This is a genomic window from Actinomyces sp. 2119 (assembly GCF_003591215.1).
GTDB lineage: Bacteria > Actinomycetota > Actinomycetes > Actinomycetales > Actinomycetaceae > Actinomyces > Actinomyces lilanjuaniae.
In genome coordinates, this window is sequence record NZ_QYRR01000001.1 from 162,863 (window position 1) to 181,373 (window position 18,511).

Consider the following 18,511-nt stretch of genomic DNA (forward strand, 5'->3'; position numbering starts at 1 on the left):
TGCGCCGCAAGGGGCGTATCGGGACAGGGTAGGGCTCGTCAGGGGTGCTCAGGGAGCTCCTGAGGGGCTGCAGGACGTTGGGACCTCTCCTGCGCGCTGCGGGTGCGGCTGCGCAGGCTGCTGATGGTGGCAAAGCGCTCCTTAGCGTAGGGCAGGCTGACCTCCCGCAGAAAGTTCACCAGCCTCGTCTGCCCCTGCTCCTCCAGGGCGGCGATCAGGCTGCGGATGTCGTCAGGGTGCCGGTTCTGGCTCATCTTGGCCTTGCCCGTCACCTGCTCGACCTGGACCTCCACGGCAACGATCGCGCGGGCCATCCTCTCCAGACTGTCCTCACCGACCCGGTCCAGGACCTCCTGAGGCTCCGTGCGCAGGGTCAGCTCGCGGGCCGCCCTCAGGGCAGCCGCAGGGCTGGGGTCGACCCGGACCCTCCCGGTGACGTGGACGGTGATGTAGTCCCAGGTAGGTACGTTCGCCTTGACCTCGTTGGTGGCGTACCACCTAGGAGCGACGTAGGCGTCAGCCTCATCCAGGATGACCAGCGCGGGTCCCAGGGCCGGTAAGCGGGCCTGGGGGTTGTTACGTACCAGGTGTGTCACTAGCGTGTCGCGGTCCTGATCAAGGTAGAAGGGCACCAGCGTGGCAGCAGGTCCGTCCGCGTGGACGGTCACGAGGTTGCCAACACGCACCTGGGTGAGCAGGCTGGCGGCGTACCCCTCAGGAAGCTCGAAGTGGCGGGGGACGTACATGCCGAGATGCTAGCGGGGCTGCCGTGGGAGCACCACTGCCGCCCGGGTGGCAACGGCGCGGGCGGGCACGGTTGGCCCCGCTGTCGGCAGGCAGTGGTGAGGTGATACTTCAGAGGTGATGCTGGTCTCTTCACTGGTGCACAGGAGTCCAGGCGCGTGCAGCGACAGGAGTCGTGCCCTAGGGTAGGGCCGACCGACATCCTTTAAGTCCGTCCAGCGAGGCGGGGAAGGAGGCCAGCAGTGGCCGAACGTTTGTCAGGCGCCACAGGCGCACCGTCACAGGGCAAGGAGATCCTTGGCCCTGCGGAGGTGGCCCGGTCCTTGTTCCGGATCGCCCACGAGGTGCTGGAGCGCAACAGCGGAACGGGTGACATTGTCGTCCTCGGGATCCCCAGCGGCGGGGTGCCGCTGGCGCAGAGACTGGCGGCCGCGCTGGAGGCGGCCAGCCGGGGAGAGGACCAGGTAGGCGTGTCCACGGAGGTCCCTGTGGGAACCCTGGACATCACCATGTACCGTGACGACCTGGGCCGCCACCCTATCCGGGTGCCTCAGCCCACCTCTGTCCCCCAGGGTGGTATCGACGGCAGGACTGTCGTCCTGGTTGACGACGTCCTCTACTCGGGCCGCACTATCCGTGCCGCCCTGGACGCGATCGGCGCCCTGGGCCGCCCACGGGCCGTCCAGCTGGCTGTCCTGGTGGACCGGGGCCACCGTGAGCTGCCCATCAGGGCGGACTACGTGGGAAAGAACCTGCCTACCTCTCGCAGCGAGACGGTGGTGGTCAGCCTCACCGAGCTGGGCGCCCCCTCCGACTCCGTCGCTATCGTGCGCGCGCCCTCCTCCGGCTCCCTGGACCCGGACACTGTGCAGGCCCGGGAGGGGGACGGCCGATGAAGCACCTGCTTAGCGCCAAGGACCTCAGCCACGACGAGGCCGTGTCCTTCCTCGACACGGCCGAGACCATGGCAGCCACTCAGCGTCACGCCGTCAAGAAGCTGCCGACCCTGCGGGGCAAGACAGTGGTCAACCTCTTCTTCGAGGACTCCACCCGCACCCGGCTGTCCTTCGAGGCCGCTGCCAAGCGGCTCAGCGCCGACGTCATCAACTTCTCCGCCAAGGGCTCCAGCCTCTCCAAGGGGGAGTCCCTCAAGGACACCGCCCAGACCATCATGGCCATGGGCGCCGACGCGGTCGTCGTGCGCCACTCGGCCAGTGGTGCCGCGCACCTGCTGGCGCACGCGGGGTGGATCAACGTCCCGGTGCTCAACGCCGGGGACGGCACCCACCAGCACCCGACCCAGGCGCTCCTGGACGCCATGACGCTGCGGCGCTGGTACGCCCCCGGTCCTCAGGGGCGGGGTACGGGCGCGGACGGCTCCCCGTCGCCCCAGGGCCGCGACCTGGACGGGGCGCGGGTCATCATCGTCGGGGACGTCCTCCACTCCCGGGTAGCCCGCTCCAACGTGGACCTGCTGAGCACGCTGGGGGCACAGGTGACGCTTGTGGCTCCCTCCACGCTGCTGCCGGTTGGTATGGAGGACTGGCCCTGCCAGGTCTCCTACGACCTGGACGAGGCTATTGCCCGTATCAGGCCCGACGCCGTCATGATGCTGCGGGTGCAGCGTGAGCGCATGAGCGCCGCGGGTGGCGGGTTCTTCCCCAGCCCCGCCGAGTACTCCAGCGCCTTCGGCCTGGACCAGGCCCGACGCGCGGCCATGCCCGACCACGCCATCGTCATGCACCCCGGACCTATGAACCGCGGTCTGGAGATCACCGCTGAGGCCGCCGACGACCCGCGCTCACGCATTATCGAGCAGGTCGGCAACGGCGTGTCCGTGCGCATGGCCGCTCTCTACCTCCTCCTGGCTGACGAAGGGAACCAGCTGTGACCTCCCACCTTCTGACCGGAGTCCGACCCTACGGCGAGGACCCGACCGACATCCTCCTGGTCGACGGCGCGATCGCGGCGGTCGGCCCTGAGGCCTCGGCCCAGGCGTCTCAGGACACCGTGCGCCACGACCTAGAGGGGCTGGTGGCCCTGCCTGGCCTCGTTGACATCCACACCCACCTGCGCGAGCCCGGGGGCGAGTCGGCGGAGACGGTCTTTACCGGCACTCGTGCGGCTGCCGTCGGCGGCTACACCGCTGTGTTCGCCATGGCCAATACCACTCCCGTCCAGGACAGCGCCGGGGTGGTCGAGCAGGTCCTGCGCCTGGGCAGGGAGGCAGGGTGGGTGGACGTCCACCCGGTGGGGGCGGTGTCTGCCGGCCTCAAGGGTGACCGCCTGTCCGACATGGGGGCGATGGCCCGTTCGGCCGCCCGTGTCCGTGTCTTCTCCGACGACGGCAGGTGCGTGTCCGACCCTGTCCTCATGCGTCGTGCCCTGGAGTACGTCAAGTCCTTCGACGGCGTCATCGCCCAGCACGCCCAGGACCCTCGCCTGACCGAGGGCGCCCAGATGCACGAGGGCGCCGTGTCCGCCGAGCTGGGCCTGCAGGGCTGGCCCGCGGTGGCGGAGGAGTCTGTCATCGCCCGTGACGTCCTCCTGGCCGAGCACGTGGGTAGCCGCCTGCACGTGTGCCACCTGTCCACGGCGGGCAGCGTCGACATCATCCGTTGGGCCAAGGCCCGTGGTATCCGCGTCACCGCAGAGGTGACTCCGCACCACCTCCTCCTGACTGACGAGATGGCACGTACCTACTCTCCGCTGTACAAGGTCAACCCGCCCCTGCGCACCTCGGCTGACGTCGAGGCACTGCGCCAGGCCCTGGCCGACGGCACCATCGACGTGGTCGGTACTGACCACGCGCCCCACCCCCTGGAGGACAAGGACTGCGAGTGGGCGGCAGGGGCCTTTGGCATGACAGGTCTGGAGACGGCACTCAGCGTCCTCATCGAGACCATGGTCTCCACCGGTCGCATGGGCTGGCGCGACCTTGCCCGCGTCATGTCCGCCACCCCGGCGCGTATCGGTCGTCTGAGTGACCAGGGCCAGGACCTGGAGCCTGGTGCCGCGGCCAACGTCACGGTGGTGGACCCCGACGTACGGCGTACCGTGGACGGTGCGGCGCAGTGGACCAGCTCGGACAACACCCCCTACGCGGGCACGGAGCTGCCTGGCCAGGTGCGGGCGACCTTCCTGCACGGGCGGCCTACCGTCCTGGACGGCGTACCGGTGGTGGCCGCGGGCAGCAGGGCGTGACCACGGTGGCTACCGTGGTCACGGGAGGCCGCGGGCGGCAGACCGCCCTGCTCGTGCTGGAGGACGGCTACGTTCTGCGCGGCCGCAGCTACGGGGCGGTGGGACGTACGGTGGGGGAGATCGTCTTCAGCACAGCGATGACCGGCTACCAGGAGACGCTGACGGACCCGTCCTACCATCGTCAGATCGTGGTCCAGACGGCTCCCCACATCGGCAACACGGGGGTCAACGACGAGGACCCAGAGTCCGCACGCATCTGGGTGGCCGGGTACGTCGTGCGTGATCCCGCCCGGCGGGCGTCAAGCTGGCGCTCGCGCCGCGAGCTGGAGGACGAGCTGTGCTCGGCCGGGGTCGTGGGCCTGTGCGAGGTGGACACCCGGGCACTGACCCGCCACCTGCGTGAGGCCGGGGCCATGCGTGCGGGGGTGTTCTCCGGGCAGGCTCTTCCTGCAGGTGCTGAGGACGCCGGGGGTCCGAGCCCGGCTGCGGTGGAGATATGCCTGGAGGCGGTGCGCTCCGAGCCCGGCATGACCGGGCAGGCACTGGCCGCCGAGGTCACGACCAGCCGTGGCTACGTGGTGGAGCCCTCGGGCGAGTTCGAGGGCCGCCAGCCACGGGCTGTCGTGGCCGCCGTGGACCTGGGTATTAAGGCCCGGACTCCCTGGCAGCTGGCTGAGCGAGGCGCTCGCGTCCACGTCCTGCCCCAGTCGACGACCCTGGCGGAGGTGCTCGCACTCCGTCCCGACGGGGTCTTCTTCTCCAACGGGCCCGGCGACCCCGGTGCCTCGGACACCGAGGTGGAGCTGCTGCGCGGAGTCCTGGACGCCCGGATCCCCTTCTTCGGGATCTGCCTGGGCAACCAGCTGCTGGGGCGGGCGCTGGGCTACGGCACCTACAAGCTCGGCTACGGGCACCGGGGTACCAACCAGCCAGTCGTGGACCGTTCCACCGGGAAGGTGGAGATCACCGCCCACAACCACGGGTTCGCGGTCGACGCGCCCGTGGACGAGGCCTCGCTGGCTCCCTTCGACAACGGTAGGTACGGACGGGTAGAGGTGTCACACCTGGGACTCAACGACGGTGTGGTTGAGGGGCTGCGCGCCCTGGACCTGCCTGCCTTCTCTGTGCAGTACCACCCGGAGGCCGCCGCCGGGCCCCATGACGGCGAGCACCTCTTTGACCGTTTCATGCGTCTCATGCGGGACAACCAGGGAAGGTAAGGGTCCCAGTGCCGCTGCGTCCTGACATCTCCTCCGTGCTGGTCATCGGCTCGGGACCCATCGTCATCGGCCAGGCCTGCGAGTTCGACTACTCCGGTACCCAGGCCTGCAGGGTGCTGCGCTCCGAAGGCCTACGTGTCATCCTGGTCAACTCCAACCCGGCCACCATCATGACCGACCCGGACCTGGCCGACGCCACCTATGTCGAGCCGATCACGCCTGAGGTGCTCACCACAGTCATCGAGCGTGAGCGACCTGACGCGCTCCTGCCAACCCTGGGAGGGCAGACGGCGCTCAACGCCGCTGTGAGCCTGGCTGAGTCCGGGGTGCTGGAGCGTTACGGCGTCGAGCTCGTCGGCGCCTCGGCGGCCGCGATCAGGGCGGGGGAGGACCGCGACGAGTTCAAGGCCGTCGTCGAGCGGTGCGGGGCACAGGTAGCCCGGAGCCTCGTCGCCCACTCTATGGAGGAGTGCCGTGCCGGCGTGGAGGAGCTGGGCGGCTACCCGGTGGTGGTACGGCCCTCCTTCACCATGGGCGGCCTGGGCTCCGGGGTGGCCTACGGGCCTGAGGACCTGGAGCGTATCTGCGGCCAGGGACTGTCGGCGTCGCGGACCACGGAGGTACTCCTGGAGGAGTCCGTCCTGGGGTGGAAGGAGTATGAGCTCGAGCTCATGCGCGACTCGGCGGACAACGTCGTCGTCGTGTGCTCCATCGAGAATATCGACCCGGTCGGGGTCCACACGGGAGACTCCGTGACCGTGGCCCCGGCTCTGACGCTGACCGACCGCGAGCTCCAGCGGCTGCGTGACATCGGCATCGCGGTCATCCGGGAGGTGGGAGTCGATACCGGGGGCTGCAACATCCAGTTTGCGGTCGACCCCGCCACGGGACGTGTCATCGTCATCGAGATGAACCCCCGTGTGTCACGCTCCTCTGCCCTGGCCTCCAAGGCCACGGGCTTTCCCATCGCCAAGATCGCCGCCCGCCTGGCGGTGGGCTACACCCTGGAGGAGATCCCCAACGACATCACCGGCTCCACCCCGGCGTCCTTCGAGCCGACCCTGGACTACGTCGTGGTCAAGGTCCCGCGCTTCGCCTTTGAGAAGTTCCGGGGTGCGGACCCGACCCTGACGACCACCATGAAGTCAGTGGGGGAGGCCATGGCCATCGGCCGCTGCTTCACCGAGGCCCTCCAGAAGGCCATGCGGTCCCTGGACAAGCCGGGGACGGTCTTTCACTGGGAGGGTCAGGCACCCGGCGACCAGGAGGTGGCCGGGCTGATGGAGTCCGTGCGCACCCCCAGCGAGCACCGTCTGGTCGACCTCCAGCAGGCGCTCCGGGGAGGCGCCAGCCCCGAGCGGCTGAGCGAGGCCACGGCGATCGACCCCTGGTTCGTGGACCAGGTGCTCCTTGTGGAGGAGGTGGCCCAGGAGGTCAAGGACGCTGCGGCACTGACACCTGAGGTCCTGGCGCGGGCCAAGCGGCACGGCTTCTCCGACGCCCAGGTGGCGAGCCTGCGTGGGATCAGCCGGGAAGCAGTCCGGGAGGTGCGCCACGCCTTTGGACTACGACCGGTCTACAAGACGGTGGACACCTGCGCTGCCGAGTTCGCGGCCCGTACCCCCTACCTCTACTCCACCTACGAGGTCGAGACCGAGGTGGCACCCCGCCAGCGTGAGGCCGTCATCATCCTGGGAAGCGGCCCCAACCGGATCGGTCAGGGGATCGAGTTCGACTACTCCTGCGTCCACGCCTCGATGGCGCTGGCGCAGCGCTATGAGACAGTCATGGTCAACTGCAACCCGGAGACTGTCTCCACCGACTACGACATCTCCGACCGGCTCTACTTCGAGCCGCTGACCTTCGAGGACGTCATGGAGGTCTACGAGGCCGAGCGCCGTGCCGGCCCCGTGGCTGGGGTGGTCGTCCAGCTGGGAGGACAGACGCCTCTGTCCCTGGCGCAGCGCCTCCACGACGCCGGGGTCCCGGTCCTGGGGACCACTCCCGAGGCCATTGACGCCGCAGAGGACCGTGAGGTATTCGGGCTGGTGCTGGAGGCGGCCGGGCTGGAGGTGCCCGCTCACGGGACTGCGCTGAGCGACGAGCAGGCGCGGGCCGTGGCGGCCGACGTGGGCTACCCGGTGCTGGTACGTCCCAGCTACGTGCTGGGGGGGCGCGGCATGGAGATTGTCTACGACGCCGACGGTCTGGTCGACTACCTTGAGCGTGCGGGCCAGGAGCCCGGCGGTGCCTACGGCGGTGGCCCGCTCCTCGTCGACCGCTTCCTGGACGACGCCGTCGAGATCGACGTGGACGCGATCTATGACGGCACCGAGCTGTTTCTGGGCGGCGTCATGGAGCACATCGAGGAGGCCGGTATCCACTCCGGTGACTCCGCCTGCGTGCTCCCCCCTATGACGCTGTCCGATGCCGAGATCTCTCGCATCCGCCGCTCGACGCAGGCCATCGCGTCAGGACTGGGCGTACGAGGCCTGCTCAACATTCAGTTCGCCCTGGCCTCTGACGTCCTCTACGTCATCGAGGCGAATCCCCGTGCCTCTCGGACGGTGCCCTTTGCCTCGAAGGCCTCAGGTGTGCCTCTGGCCAAGGCTGCCGCCCTGGTGATGGCCGGGGCCAGCATCGCCTCGCTCAGGCGCCGTGGGGACCTGCCTGCGCAGGACGCGGCCTTCTGGGACCCGGAGGACTCCGTGGCGGTCAAGGAGGCGGTGCTTCCCTTCCGGCGCTTCCGTACGGCTGAGGGGCACGTGGTGGACTCGCTGCTGGGCCCCGAGATGCGTTCCACCGGAGAGGTCATGGGCTATGACCTGGACTTTCCTCGTGCCTTTGCCAAGTCGCAGGCGGGTGCCTACGGCGGCCTGCCTCGCGAGGGGACTCTCTTTGTCTCCGTGGCCGACCGGGACAAGAGGGCCGTCATCCTCCCGGTAGCACGCCTGGCTGAGCTCGGCTTCACCGTGCTGGCCACGACAGGTACTGCCCAGGTGCTGCGGCGTAACGGTGTGAGCGCCACGGTTGTGCGCAAGGTCAGCGAGGGCGTGGGGGCGCACGGGGAGCAGACAGTGGTGGGGCTTATCGAGTCCGGCGCGGTCGACATGGTGGTCAACACCCCCAGGGGGCAGGGCGCCCGTGCTGACGGCTACTCTATCCGTGCCGCGACAACCGCTGCCGACCGTCCTATCATCACCACTGTCCAGCAGCTTCAGGCCGTGGTCCAGGCGCTGGAGGCCCAGCTGCGGGGACCGTTCACAGTTCGCAGCCTGCAGGAGCATATGAGTGCCCGTCTCCGCCGACGTGGTGCAGGCTTCTGCCAGAGCGGGACAGACAGCGTGACAACCATGGAGAACCCGGTGCTATGAGCGCAGCAGCTCGTGATCCGCGTCGCCGTACCGCACGTCCGCCCTTCGGAGCCAGGCTGGCCCAGGCCATGGCAGAGCGCGGTCCCGTGTGCGTGGGTATCGACCCGCACCCAGGCCTCCTGGAGGCCTGGGGACTGGCGGACTCCCCTGTCGGCCTGCGCGACTTCTCCCTGCGGGTGGTGGAGGCCGTCTCCGGCCGAGTGGCTGCCGTCAAGCCGCAGGCTGCCTTCTTTGAGCGGCACGGCTCCGCGGGGGTGGCGGTGCTGGAGGAGGTCCTGCAAGCGCTGAGGGACGCCGGGACCTTGTCTATCCTTGACGTCAAGCGGGGCGACATCGGCTCCACGATGGGGGCCTACGCCCAGGCCTACCTGGGTGAGGACGCTCCTGCTGCGGCTGACGCGATCACAGTCTCGCCCTATCTGGGCTACGGGTCGCTCGCTCCGGCGCTGGAGCTCGCCTGCGCCACGGGCAGGGGAGTGTTTGTGCTGGCACTGACCTCTAACCCGGAGGGAGCTGAGGTCCAGCACGCGCGCAGCAGTGACGCGCGCTCAGTGGCGGCAGGTGTCGTCGAGGCTGTGGCCCGGTCGAACGCTGCCGCTGACAAGGCGGGCTACCTGGGCAGTGTCGGCCTGGTGGTGGGGGCCACGACCGGTGGCGCCGTGAGGGACCTGGGAATTGACCTGGCTTCGGCCAATGCTGCGCTGCTGGCCCCCGGGGTGGGGGCTCAAGGAGCGGGGGCCGCAGAGCTGAGGAGCGTCTTCAGCGGGGTGCGGCACCGGGTCCTGGCCTCGACCTCCCGTGCAGTTTTGGAAGCGGGGCCTCAGGTGTCCGGGCTGCGGCGAGCGGCGGGGCAGACCCGCGAGGCGGTGGCCGCCGCGCTGGCCTGGTAAGCCACTGGGCGCCTGCGCCCGTGGCTGCCTGTAACCCCGGCTGAGGCACGATGTCGTGCCCATGAGGTCGTTCCGTGTGCGCCGACGTCACGTCCATCGTATCCTTGTGTTTCAGGTCACTGAAAGGGGAGGGAGGGGACTATGGTGCTTCCGGAGCTGACACCGCAGCAGCGGGCTGCTGCCCTGGAGAAGGCGGCAGCGGCGCGGGCACGACGGGCTGAGGTCAAGTCAGTGCTCAAGAGCGGCAGGCTGAGCCTGTCACGCTTCCTGGAGGAGGCCCAGGACGACAAGGTCCTGGGACGGATGAAGGTCAGGGCGCTGCTGCTGTCCCTGCCACGCGTGGGAGACACGACGGCCGACACCGTTCTGGAGGAGGTCGGTATCGCATCGTCGAGGCGGGTGCGTGGTCTGGGCTCTCAGCAGCGTGCCGAGCTGATCAGACGCTTCGGCTGAGGCGACAGGGACGAGCGCCCGGGGCTGTCTCACGGTCTGCCGCCCCACTCCGGCTCCCGCCGGGTGGTGCGGCAGCCCCCTGCTGTGTGCAGGCTGGTACGAGCCGCTCCGGTGAGCCATGATGTGCCCATGAGTGATGCTGCCGCCCCGGCACCCGCTGCCACCGTACCGAGGCCGGCTCGTCTGACAGTCCTGGCGGGGCCGACAGCAGTCGGCAAGGGCACCGTCGTGGCTGAGCTGCGTCGCCGTCATCCCGACCTGTTCGTGTCGGTCTCGGCAACGACGCGTCGTCCTCGTCCCGGTGAGGTGGACGGCGTGCACTACTACTTTGTGTCGGAGGCGGACTTCGACGACCTGGTGTCCACGGGGCAGATGCTGGAGTGGGCACAGGTCCACGGGCGCTTCCGTTACGGAACTCCTCGGGGACCGGTCGAGGACCAGCTGGGGGCCGGACGTCCTGCCCTGCTGGAGATCGACCTGGCGGGTGCCCGCCAGGTCAGGGTCGCGATGCCTCAGGCCCAGCTTGTGTTCTTGCTGCCGCCCAGCTGGGAGGAGCTCGTGAGCAGGCTGACCCGGCGCAGCACCGAGGACCGTCGCGAGCAGGAGCGCCGCCTGGTGACGGCCCGTGTGGAGATGGAGGCCGCAGGAGAGTTCGACTACACCGTCGTCAACGACACCGTGTCGCGTGCCACGAGTGAGTTGGAGGCTCTCATGGGACTGGAGGAGTAAACTGACGGGCCGCAGTACCGTCGTGACAGAACTGGAGCCACGCCATGCTCGGAACCTCCCCGCAGCCCGAGGGCATCACCAACCCGCCGATTGACGACCTCCTGGACAAGGTCGACTCCAAGTACGGGCTCGTCGTGGAGGCAGCGAAGCGCGCACGTCAGATCAATGCCTACACCCAGCAGCTGGAGGACAACCAGATGGAGTTCTTCGGTCCGCTCGTTGAGGCGGAGCTGGAGGAGAAGTCGCTGGGTATCGCCCTGCGGGAGATCGCTGAGGACAAGCTGGAGGTTATCCCCGGCGACGTAGCGCGCGCCCGTCGCGCCGAGGCGGAGGAGGCCCGGCGGGCGGCAGAGGCGGACATGTTTGCTGACATCGATCTTGGCACCCCGGTCTCAATGACGGAGGTCTCAATGACGGAGACGGAGGACCTGGACGCGGGTGACGTCACCGGTCTTGAGGACATCCAGTTCTGATCCTGGACCGCTCCTGGGCGGTATTGCCGGTGCAAGCGAGCGGTGCCAGGCGGCCAGGGCCGTCCGGGATCCGGTAGGGCAGGGGCCGGACAAGGAGACTGGTGGGAAGGCCCTCGGAGGTGACGGCGCCGTGACAGGAGTTAAGGCCCGGCGGGTGGTGGTCGGTGTCGCCGGGTCTGTGGCCGCCTACAAGGCACCGTCTGTGATTCGCGGCCTCAGGCAGGCCGGGTACGAGGTCCGCACGGTGGCCACGCAGGCGGCCCTGAGATTTATCGGGAAGTCAGCGCTGGCGGCGGTCTCAGGTGCTCCGGTCTCCAGCGGCCTCTTTGACGACCCCGCGGCTGTCGAGCACGTGGGTGTGGCTGAGTGGGCTGAGCTCGTCCTGGTCGCCCCGGCCTCAGCCGACCTCATCGCCCGGGTCCGTGCGGGCAGGGCGGACGACCTGCTCACCGCTACCATCCTGGCCACGACCGCACCGGTGGTCCTGGCCCCGGCCATGCATACGCAGATGTGGCGCAACCCGGCCACGGTGGACAACGTCGCGGTGCTGCGTCGCCGTGGGGTGCGGGTGATCGAGCCCGACTCGGGGCCTCTTACCAGTGGGGACTGGGGGCCCGGCCGTCTGCCAGAGGCTGAGCGTGTGATCCGCGAGGCCGTGGCGGCCCTGGACCGTAGTGCACCGGGCGGCACGGTCTCGAACTCCCAGGATCCTGTCGCTGCCTCTTCCCAGACGACGCCAGCCGACCCGGCTGCGCGCGCCCAGTCAGTGGCAGTGTCGGCGGCACCGTCGGCGGCACCGTCGGCGGCACCCTCAGCAGCACCGTCACCAGCGCTGCAGGGTCGTCACGTACTAGTGACGGCCGGGGGCACACGGGAGCCACTTGATCCCGTGCGGTTCCTGGGCAACCGCTCCTCGGGCCGCCAGGGCACAGCCCTGGCGGCGGCCGTGGCCGCACGGGGCGCGCAGGTCACTCTGGTCCACGCCCATGTGGAGCAGGCCGTCCTGGACACCTTGCCGGGAACGGTACGTGTCCTGGAGGCGGGCACTGCCGTCGACATGGAGCGTGTCGTGCGCCAGGAGGCGCGAGACGCGGACGTCGTGGTCATGGCGGCGGCCGTGGCCGACATGCGTCCTGCCAGCGTCTCGGCGACCAAGCTCAAGAAGAGCCTCCCGCAGCCAGAAGACGGGAAGCCTGCGGGGCTGACGACGGTGGAGCTTGTCGAGAACCCCGATATCCTGGCTGGCCTGGTCTCCGACCCGCCCCGACCGGGCCAGCTCCTGGTCGGGTTCGCCGCTGAGACCGGGGACAGCCACCAGGACGCTCTTGCCCACGGCACGGCCAAGGCCCGTCGGAAGGGGGCGCACCTGCTGGCGGTCAACGTGGTGGGGGAGAGCCTGGGGTTCGGGGACGTCCCTAACGCCGTCGTCGTGCTGGACCACCAGGGGCACGAGGTCACCCGTGCCCGGGGTACCAAGGCGCAGGTTGCCGAGGCCCTGGTCGACCTGGTCGTACAGTGCCTGCCTGCGGGTGGGCGGTAGCGGCAGGACTACCGGCGCGACTGCCGGTTCGCGCCCGTGGCCAGTGGTTAGGATGGGCTGGTGAAGTCAACGGTGCGGCTCTTTACGTCGGAGTCGGTTACGGAAGGTCACCCGGACAAGGTCTGTGACCGCGTCTCAGACGCCATCCTGGACGCCATCCTGGAGCAGGACCCTGGCGCCCGGGTGGCGGTGGAGACTATGGTGACGACCGGGCTGGTCCACGTCGCTGGGGAGGTGACCACTGAGCACGCCTACGTGGAGATTCCCGAGATCGTCCGCTCGGAGATCTCGAGGATCGGCTACACCTCCTCCCAGGTGTGCTTTGACGCTGGGTCGTGCGGTGTCTCGGTGTCGATCGGCCAGCAGTCCCCGGATATCGCCGCCGGGGTGGACATCTCCTTGCAGGCGCGTGAGGGCGGTGACGATCCGGCCGACCCCCTGGACCTCCAGGGTGCGGGGGACCAGGGGCTCATGTTCGGCTACGCCTGTGACGAGACATCGGTCCTCATGCCCGCCCCCATCCTTCTTGCCCACCGCATGGCGCAACGACTGGCTGAGGTGCGCAAGGAGGGGATCGTGGAGGGTCTGCGCCCGGACGGCAAGACCCAGGTGACAGTTGGCTACGAGGCAGACCGCCCGGTCAGCCTGGAGACGGTCGTGGTCTCTGCCCAGCACGACCAGGACCGCACCCGAGCCTGGCTCACCGACGCCCTGACTACTCAGGTCGTCGCCCCGGTCCTTCAGGAGCAGGCAGAGCAGGGGCTTGACCTGGCCGCAGACGACACGGAGATTCTGGTCAACCCGTCCGGCCAGTTCGTGGTAGGCGGGCCCGCGGGCGACGCGGGGCTTACCGGCCGCAAGATCATCGTGGACACCTACGGGGGCATGGCCCGTCACGGCGGCGGGGCGTTCTCCGGGAAGGACCCCTCCAAGGTCGACCGCTCGGCTGCCTACGCCGTGCGGTGGGTCGCCAAGAACGTGGTGGCAGCGGGCCTGGCCCGGCGCTGCGAGGTCCAGGTCGCCTACGCCATCGGCTCGGCTCGTCCTGTCGGCCTCTACCTGGAGACGTTCGGCACGCAGACCGTGCCGACGCAGCGTATCGCCTCGGCTGTCGAGGAGGTCTTCGACCTCCGTCCGGCTGCTATCGTGCGTGACCTCGACCTGCGGCGTCCGATCTACGCCTCCACCAGTGCGTACGGACACTTCGGACGCCCCGGGTTCGCCTGGGAGAGGCTTGACCGCACACAGGAGCTTCTCCGTGCCGTCTAGCCTGTCCGGCTAGTATGTCCAGGCCGTGGCGGGCGCCGGTGCGCTGGCACGAGAGCCGCGGTAAAGCGCGGTAAAGGAGGCCCCTCATGGACGTGGTCGGCGGCGTGGCCAGGATCGCGCCCAGCCAGGAGAGGCAGCGCACCGGCTCCCAGGGGGAGCTCCTCAGCGTGCCGCGTGGTAACGGCCGTCCGCTACAGGTGCCAGGTTCCGGGCTCCCTGTGGCCCGGGTGCTTCTGGACTCCCCGGTACCACACCTGGACCGCACCTTCGACTACAGCGTCCCTGACACCATGACGGAGGAGGCGGCACCCGGGACACGGGTCGTGGTCCGCTTCGGCGGCAAGGAGATGCGCGGCTGGGTCTGGGAACGCGCTGATACCACCACCCACCTGGGACGCTTGGCGCCCCTGCGCCGCGTGATCTCGGACCTGTCTGTGCTGCCAGCCGCCTCCCGGCGGCTGGTGGAGGCCGTGGCAGCACGTAGTGCCGGCGTGCGCTCCGACGTGGTCCGGCTGGCACTGCCCTCACGGCACGCGGCGACGGAGCGCCTGGAGCGGACGTCGTCGCCGCCCGAGGAGTCCCCGGCGTGGGCGGTGCCGTCGGCTGAGGGTACCTGGGGGGTCTACGACGGTGGCGCACAGCTCCTTGCCGACCTGGCCGCGGGAGGCTTTCCGCGAGCAGGGTGGTGCGCGCTGCCCCGTCGGGAAGGTGTCAGCGCGGCGTGGCAGCGCTGTGTGGCGGTGGCTGCGCAGGCAAGCCTGGCCAGCGGCCGAGGTGTGCTGGTGGTGCTACCCACCACGGGGCAGGCGGAGGCTGTTGCCGACGTGCTGCGGCGTGAGCTCCCGGGGGAGCGGGTTGCGCTCCTGTCGGCCGAGCACGGGGCTTCTCGGCGGTATCGTGCCTTCCTCCAGGTCCTGCTAGGGCGCGCCCGTGTCGTGGTGGGGACCCGGTCGGCGGCGTTTGCACCCGTGGCTGACCTGGGACTGGCGGTCGTGTGGGACGACGGTGACAGCCGCCTTGAGGAGCGCCACGCCCCCTACGTGCACGCGCGAACCGTGCTGGCACTACGCTCCTCCCTGGAGGGAGCCGGTCTTCTTCTTGCAGGATACTCACGTTCTGCGCAGACGCAGGCCCTGGTTGAGCGGGGCTGGTGCACCGAGCTGTCGGCGCCACGCGAGGTGGCTCGTCGTGCGACGGCTCGGATCGAGGTCCCCGGTGCCCCCGAGCTCGAGGCCGAGGGGGCCTCCGGCACCGCCCGGGTGCCGTCCCTGGCGCACCGTGCCCTGGTCTCGGCACTGACAGAAGGGCCTGTCCTCGTCCAGGTGCCGCGAGGTGGGTACGCCCCGGTAGTTGCCTGCCTGCAGTGCCGCGAGGTCGCCCGCTGCCCTCACTGCTCAGGACCTCTGGCCATGTCGCGCGGGGGGCGTACCACCTGCCGCTGGTGCGCGCGTCCGGTTGGGCAGTGGCAGTGCCCCCAGTGTGGTGGGACGAGGCTTCGGATGGTCACCGTCGGCTCCTCCCGTACCGGTGAGGAGCTGGGCCGGGCCTTCCCCCACGTCCCTGTCCTGGTCTCAGGCGCCAGGGAGGACCACGGCGTGGTCAGCACCGTGGGGCCACGGCCACGGATCATCGTGGCGACGCCTGGCGCTGAGCCCGTGGCTGACGGCGGATACCGGGCGGTGCTGATCCTCGACGGAGCGGTCATCTCCAGCCGCCCTGAGCTGGGGTCCGCTCAGGAGGCGCTCCGCCTGTGGACGGGGGCGGCAGTTCTTGCTGCCCCCGGGGCACGGGTCATTCTCCTTGGACGTCCGGCCCCGGCTGTGGCTCAGGCGTTCCTGCGGTGGGACCACGTCGGCTTCGCCCGTCGTGAACTCCGTGAGCGTGACGAGCTCCATCTCCCTCCCGCGTGGAGGGCCGCACGGCTGGACGGGCACGAGTGGTCCGTGGAGGGCTTCCTTGCCCAGGCGCAGGAGCAGGGCTTCGAGACCTTGGGACCGGTGCTGCCGGGACCGGTAGGGGAGACCGCGGGTGACGGCGGAGTGGGGGAGGCCAGGGGGCTTATCCGTTGTCCTGCCTCCAGGGGGTCTGAGCTTGCCGCGATGCTGCGCCACCACCTTCGGGAGAGGTCAGTTCGTCGTGAGGATCCTGTTCGTGTTGAGCTGGACCCGACCTCCCTGTGGTAGATGCTGGTGTGGTCGACTGCACCGCGGGACCCGGGTGCGCCCATGCTGTCAGCTGGGAGAGCAGCGTGGTGGCAGTCGCCTTGACGTCGCGGCCCTCGCTGAGCGCAGTGACGGCGGCGCCGTCCACGACGGCGATAACCATCTCGGGCTCCAAGGGGCTGCCGAGGCGCTGCAGCACCCTGCCGACAGCAGTGTTGAGACGCTGACGACCCTGCCGGTAGGCCTGCTCCACGGGCTCGACCTTGCCCGCTCCGATGAGCTGGAGGTAGTGGCCCAGGTAGCGTCCGTGGCTGGGGAGGGTCGCCTGGAGCAGGAGCTCGATCCGTCGTGCGGGGCTGGGAGTCTCGCCCAGCTCTTCCACGCAGTCAGCGACGCGCTCAGCACGCGAGGCCCACAGCCCGATATTGAGCAGACCTGCTTGGTGGAGGAGGTCGTCGAGCCCATCAAAGTAGTAGGTGGTCGCAGACAGCGAGCACCCGGCCCGCCTGGCTACGCTGCGGTGGCTTACGGCAGAAGGACCTGCCTCACGGATGAGAGCGGCAGCGGCCTCGGTAATGGCCTGCTTGCGGTCCTCCCCGCGCGAGGTGCTGCCTGCCTCTGGTCGTGTGCTCCACGAGGAGGGCGCGCCAGCCTGCGTTCCTGGTCCGGTACCGGTCATGACGGGCTCCTTGGCTGTCGGCGGTGGTGGCACTCCAAGACGGTGTCGGTAAGACGGTGTCGGTGCTACGGCCCCATTTATATCGAATTATATCGACAATGACACTGTGCCTGATGCGTCTGCCTCGGCCAGGGCGGGACAGAGGTGCCGCGTAGGCGCTGAGACAGGCCACGCCTGTGCGGCTGCTTGTGTCCCTGCCCGCGTAGCCCCTCCGGGGTCGGCTCTACGACTGGTGTCCACCAACCTGCGTGAGCTCAGAGCCGTGGAGGGTGCGTGACATGGTGATCGCTACCAGGGCGACCAGGGAGACAACGGTGAGGTAGACGGCCGGCGCCAGTCCTGACCCGGTGGCTGTGATGAGCCAGGTCACGATGAAGGGGGTCGTGCCTCCGAGGATCGCGTTGGCGCCGTTGAAGGACAGGGCAAACCCGGAGTAGCGGACGCTGGTGGGGAAGGACTCGGCCAGGAATGTCGCCAGGGTCCCGTCGTTGGCCGTAAGGACGACCGCGAAGACGATTTGGCACGCGATGACGACCAGCAGGTTCCCTGAGGCGTTCATCATGACGACGAACAGCGGGACCGTGAGCACGATGAAGGTGAGGCACGCGGCGATGAGCATCTTGCGGCGCCCGAAGGAGTCCGACAGGTGTCCCATGAGGAAGATCGAGCCGATGTAGACCGTAAGCATGGCGGAGGTGGCCATCGTGGCGGTGTCCTGGGAGAAGCCCAGCTCCTCGTGGACGTAGGTGGGCATGTAGGTCAGCAGCATGTAGAAGGCGACGGCGTTGAGGCAGGAGACACCAAAGGTGATGAGAGTCTCGCGCTTGTGGTGGGCCAGCAGCTCACGCAGCGGCTCCACCCACCGTGTCCCAGGCCGGTCCGGGGTCTCCTGCGTGTCCTCGGCGCCCATGTCCTCGACCATGGACTGGTACACGGGTGAGTCCTCCAGGTGCACACGGATATAGCGCCCGATGAGCCCCAGGGGTCCGGCCAGGAGGAAGGGGACACGCCATCCCCAGGAGGACATCGCCGCGTCGTCGAGGAGCACGAACATACCGGAGACCATGAGGGAGCCGGCCAGCAGTCCACACGCGGTCGAGGCCGGAACCAGGCTGGTGTACATCCCGCGTCGGCTGGTGGGGGCGTACTCCGCGAGGAAGGTGCCCGCGCCGGCGTACTCCCCGGAGGCGGAGAAGCCCTGGACCATGCGCAGCAGGAGCAGGCCCACGGCTGAGCCGAGGCCGATCGTGGCGTAGCCGGGCAGCAGCCCAATGAGGAAGGTGGAGCCGGACATCAGGAGGATGGACCACGACAGTGCCCACCTGCGCCCCTTGCGGTCGCCCCATGCCCCCCATACTACCGCCCCGACTGGCCGCAGCACGAAGGACATGGCAAATACCGCGAAGGAGGACATGATTTGGACCGACTCGTCGCTCTCGGGAAAGAATACCCTACCGATCACAACAGCCAGGTAGCCGTAGGAGGCATAGTCGAACCACTCGATAAAGTTGCCTATAAAGCTTGCCGTTGCCGCCTTTCTTAAGGCTTGGGCGCGGTTGTCGTGCATGTCGGCACGTGTCGTGGATTCAGTCATGCTGACTCTGGTCTCCAGTGTCTGGGGGCGTCCGACCGCGACGTGGGTCCGGACGGGCAGAAAAGGTTATCCGTCCGTCAATTTCGCGGCGGAGCCTAATGGGTGAAGTTCGTCATACTATAGCGTATGATGCCGTGCTGCGCCCAGGACGTGCCGTAAGTGCCTAGGGTATTTTGGAAC

At 69.0% G+C, this 18,511-nt stretch carries 14 protein-coding genes and 1 pseudogene; 12 read left to right on the forward strand and 3 right to left on the reverse strand.

The features are described from left to right. Positions 1-38: 38 nt before the first annotated feature. Positions 39-746: an FMN-binding negative transcriptional regulator gene (locus D4740_RS00670; protein WP_119835018.1), complete on the reverse strand. Its 708-nt coding sequence runs from the start codon at positions 744-746 to the stop codon at positions 39-41. Between the two features lie 240 nt (positions 747-986). Between D4740_RS00670 and pyrR the strand changes: the two genes are divergently transcribed. The 12 genes from pyrR (at position 987) to D4740_RS00730 (ending at position 16,079) form a co-directional block, all read left to right on the forward strand. Beyond that, on the forward strand, positions 987-1,640 hold the full coding sequence (gene pyrR / locus D4740_RS00675) for a bifunctional pyr operon transcriptional regulator/uracil phosphoribosyltransferase PyrR (RefSeq protein WP_119835019.1): 654 nt from the start codon (positions 987-989) through the stop codon (positions 1,638-1,640). Next, entirely contained in the window at positions 1,637-2,635 is a 999-nt protein-coding gene (locus D4740_RS00680; protein WP_119835020.1) for an aspartate carbamoyltransferase catalytic subunit, read from the forward strand. Before pyrR ends, D4740_RS00680 begins: the two co-directional genes overlap by 4 nt. After that, complete coding sequence (locus tag D4740_RS00685) at positions 2,632-3,948, forward strand: dihydroorotase (RefSeq protein WP_119835021.1); 1,317 nt, start codon at positions 2,632-2,634, stop codon at positions 3,946-3,948. The genes D4740_RS00680 and D4740_RS00685 overlap by 4 nt, the downstream gene beginning before the upstream one ends. A 5-nt stretch (positions 3,949-3,953) precedes the next feature. Then, the gene (carA, locus tag D4740_RS00690; RefSeq protein ID WP_119835233.1) at positions 3,954-5,168 is read left to right on the forward strand and encodes a glutamine-hydrolyzing carbamoyl-phosphate synthase small subunit; all 1,215 of its coding nucleotides are present in this window, start codon (positions 3,954-3,956) and stop codon (positions 5,166-5,168) included. A gap of 8 nt (positions 5,169-5,176) precedes the next feature. Further along, entirely contained in the window at positions 5,177-8,542 is a 3,366-nt protein-coding gene (gene carB, locus D4740_RS00695; protein ID WP_119835022.1) for a carbamoyl-phosphate synthase large subunit, read from the forward strand. Continuing rightward, positions 8,539-9,432, forward strand: a complete 894-nt coding sequence (gene pyrF, locus D4740_RS00700; protein WP_119835023.1) for an orotidine-5'-phosphate decarboxylase — start codon at positions 8,539-8,541, stop codon at positions 9,430-9,432. Before carB ends, pyrF begins: the two co-directional genes overlap by 4 nt. Positions 9,433-9,573: 141 nt before the next feature. Further along, positions 9,574-9,885, forward strand: a complete 312-nt coding sequence (gene mihF / locus D4740_RS00705) for an integration host factor, actinobacterial type (RefSeq protein WP_119835024.1) — start codon at positions 9,574-9,576, stop codon at positions 9,883-9,885. A 129-nt stretch (positions 9,886-10,014) separates the two neighbouring features. Further along, positions 10,015-10,614: a guanylate kinase gene (gene gmk, locus D4740_RS00710; RefSeq protein ID WP_119835025.1), complete on the forward strand. Its 600-nt coding sequence runs from the start codon at positions 10,015-10,017 to the stop codon at positions 10,612-10,614. Positions 10,615-10,658: 44 nt separating this feature from the next. Further along, entirely contained in the window at positions 10,659-11,087 is a 429-nt protein-coding gene (gene rpoZ / locus D4740_RS00715) for a DNA-directed RNA polymerase subunit omega (RefSeq protein ID WP_119835026.1), read from the forward strand. A 130-nt stretch (positions 11,088-11,217) separates the two neighbouring features. After that, complete coding sequence (locus tag D4740_RS00720; RefSeq protein WP_119835027.1) at positions 11,218-12,627, forward strand: phosphopantothenate--cysteine ligase family flavoprotein; 1,410 nt, start codon at positions 11,218-11,220, stop codon at positions 12,625-12,627. Positions 12,628-12,687: 60 nt separating this feature from the next. After that, complete coding sequence (gene metK, locus D4740_RS00725; RefSeq protein WP_182911294.1) at positions 12,688-13,896, forward strand: methionine adenosyltransferase; 1,209 nt, start codon at positions 12,688-12,690, stop codon at positions 13,894-13,896. Positions 13,897-13,982: 86 nt separating this feature from the next. Further along, positions 13,983-16,079, forward strand: coding sequence for a primosomal protein N' (locus D4740_RS00730; protein WP_182911295.1), 2,097 nt, complete (start codon positions 13,983-13,985; stop codon positions 16,077-16,079). A gap of 430 nt (positions 16,080-16,509) precedes the next feature. Here D4740_RS00730 and D4740_RS13060 read toward each other — a convergent pair. Together D4740_RS13060 and D4740_RS00740 are read right to left on the reverse strand one after the other, a co-directional pair. Beyond that, positions 16,510-16,737: pseudogene (locus D4740_RS13060) on the reverse strand (TetR/AcrR family transcriptional regulator); the annotation flags it as partial. A gap of 223 nt (positions 16,738-16,960) precedes the next feature. Then, on the reverse strand, positions 16,961-18,331 hold the full coding sequence (locus D4740_RS00740) for an MFS transporter (protein ID WP_119835029.1): 1,371 nt from the start codon (positions 18,329-18,331) through the stop codon (positions 16,961-16,963). Positions 18,332-18,511 lie beyond the last annotated feature (180 nt).

Coding starts and splice junctions, on each gene's coding strand:
- D4740_RS00740 (WP_119835029.1), bottom strand. CDS start 18,331: ATGACTGAATCCACGACACGTGCCGACATGCACGACAACCGCGCCCAA.
- mihF (WP_119835024.1), top strand. CDS start 9,574: ATGGTGCTTCCGGAGCTGACACCGCAGCAGCGGGCTGCTGCCCTGGAG.
- D4740_RS00680 (WP_119835020.1), top strand. CDS start 1,637: ATGAAGCACCTGCTTAGCGCCAAGGACCTCAGCCACGACGAGGCCGTG.
- pyrF (WP_119835023.1), top strand. CDS start 8,539: ATGAGCGCAGCAGCTCGTGATCCGCGTCGCCGTACCGCACGTCCGCCC.
- rpoZ (WP_119835026.1), top strand. CDS start 10,659: ATGCTCGGAACCTCCCCGCAGCCCGAGGGCATCACCAACCCGCCGATT.
- gmk (WP_119835025.1), top strand. CDS start 10,015: ATGAGTGATGCTGCCGCCCCGGCACCCGCTGCCACCGTACCGAGGCCG.
- D4740_RS00670 (WP_119835018.1), bottom strand. CDS start 746: ATGTACGTCCCCCGCCACTTCGAGCTTCCTGAGGGGTACGCCGCCAGC.
- D4740_RS00730 (WP_182911295.1), top strand. CDS start 13,983: ATGGACGTGGTCGGCGGCGTGGCCAGGATCGCGCCCAGCCAGGAGAGG.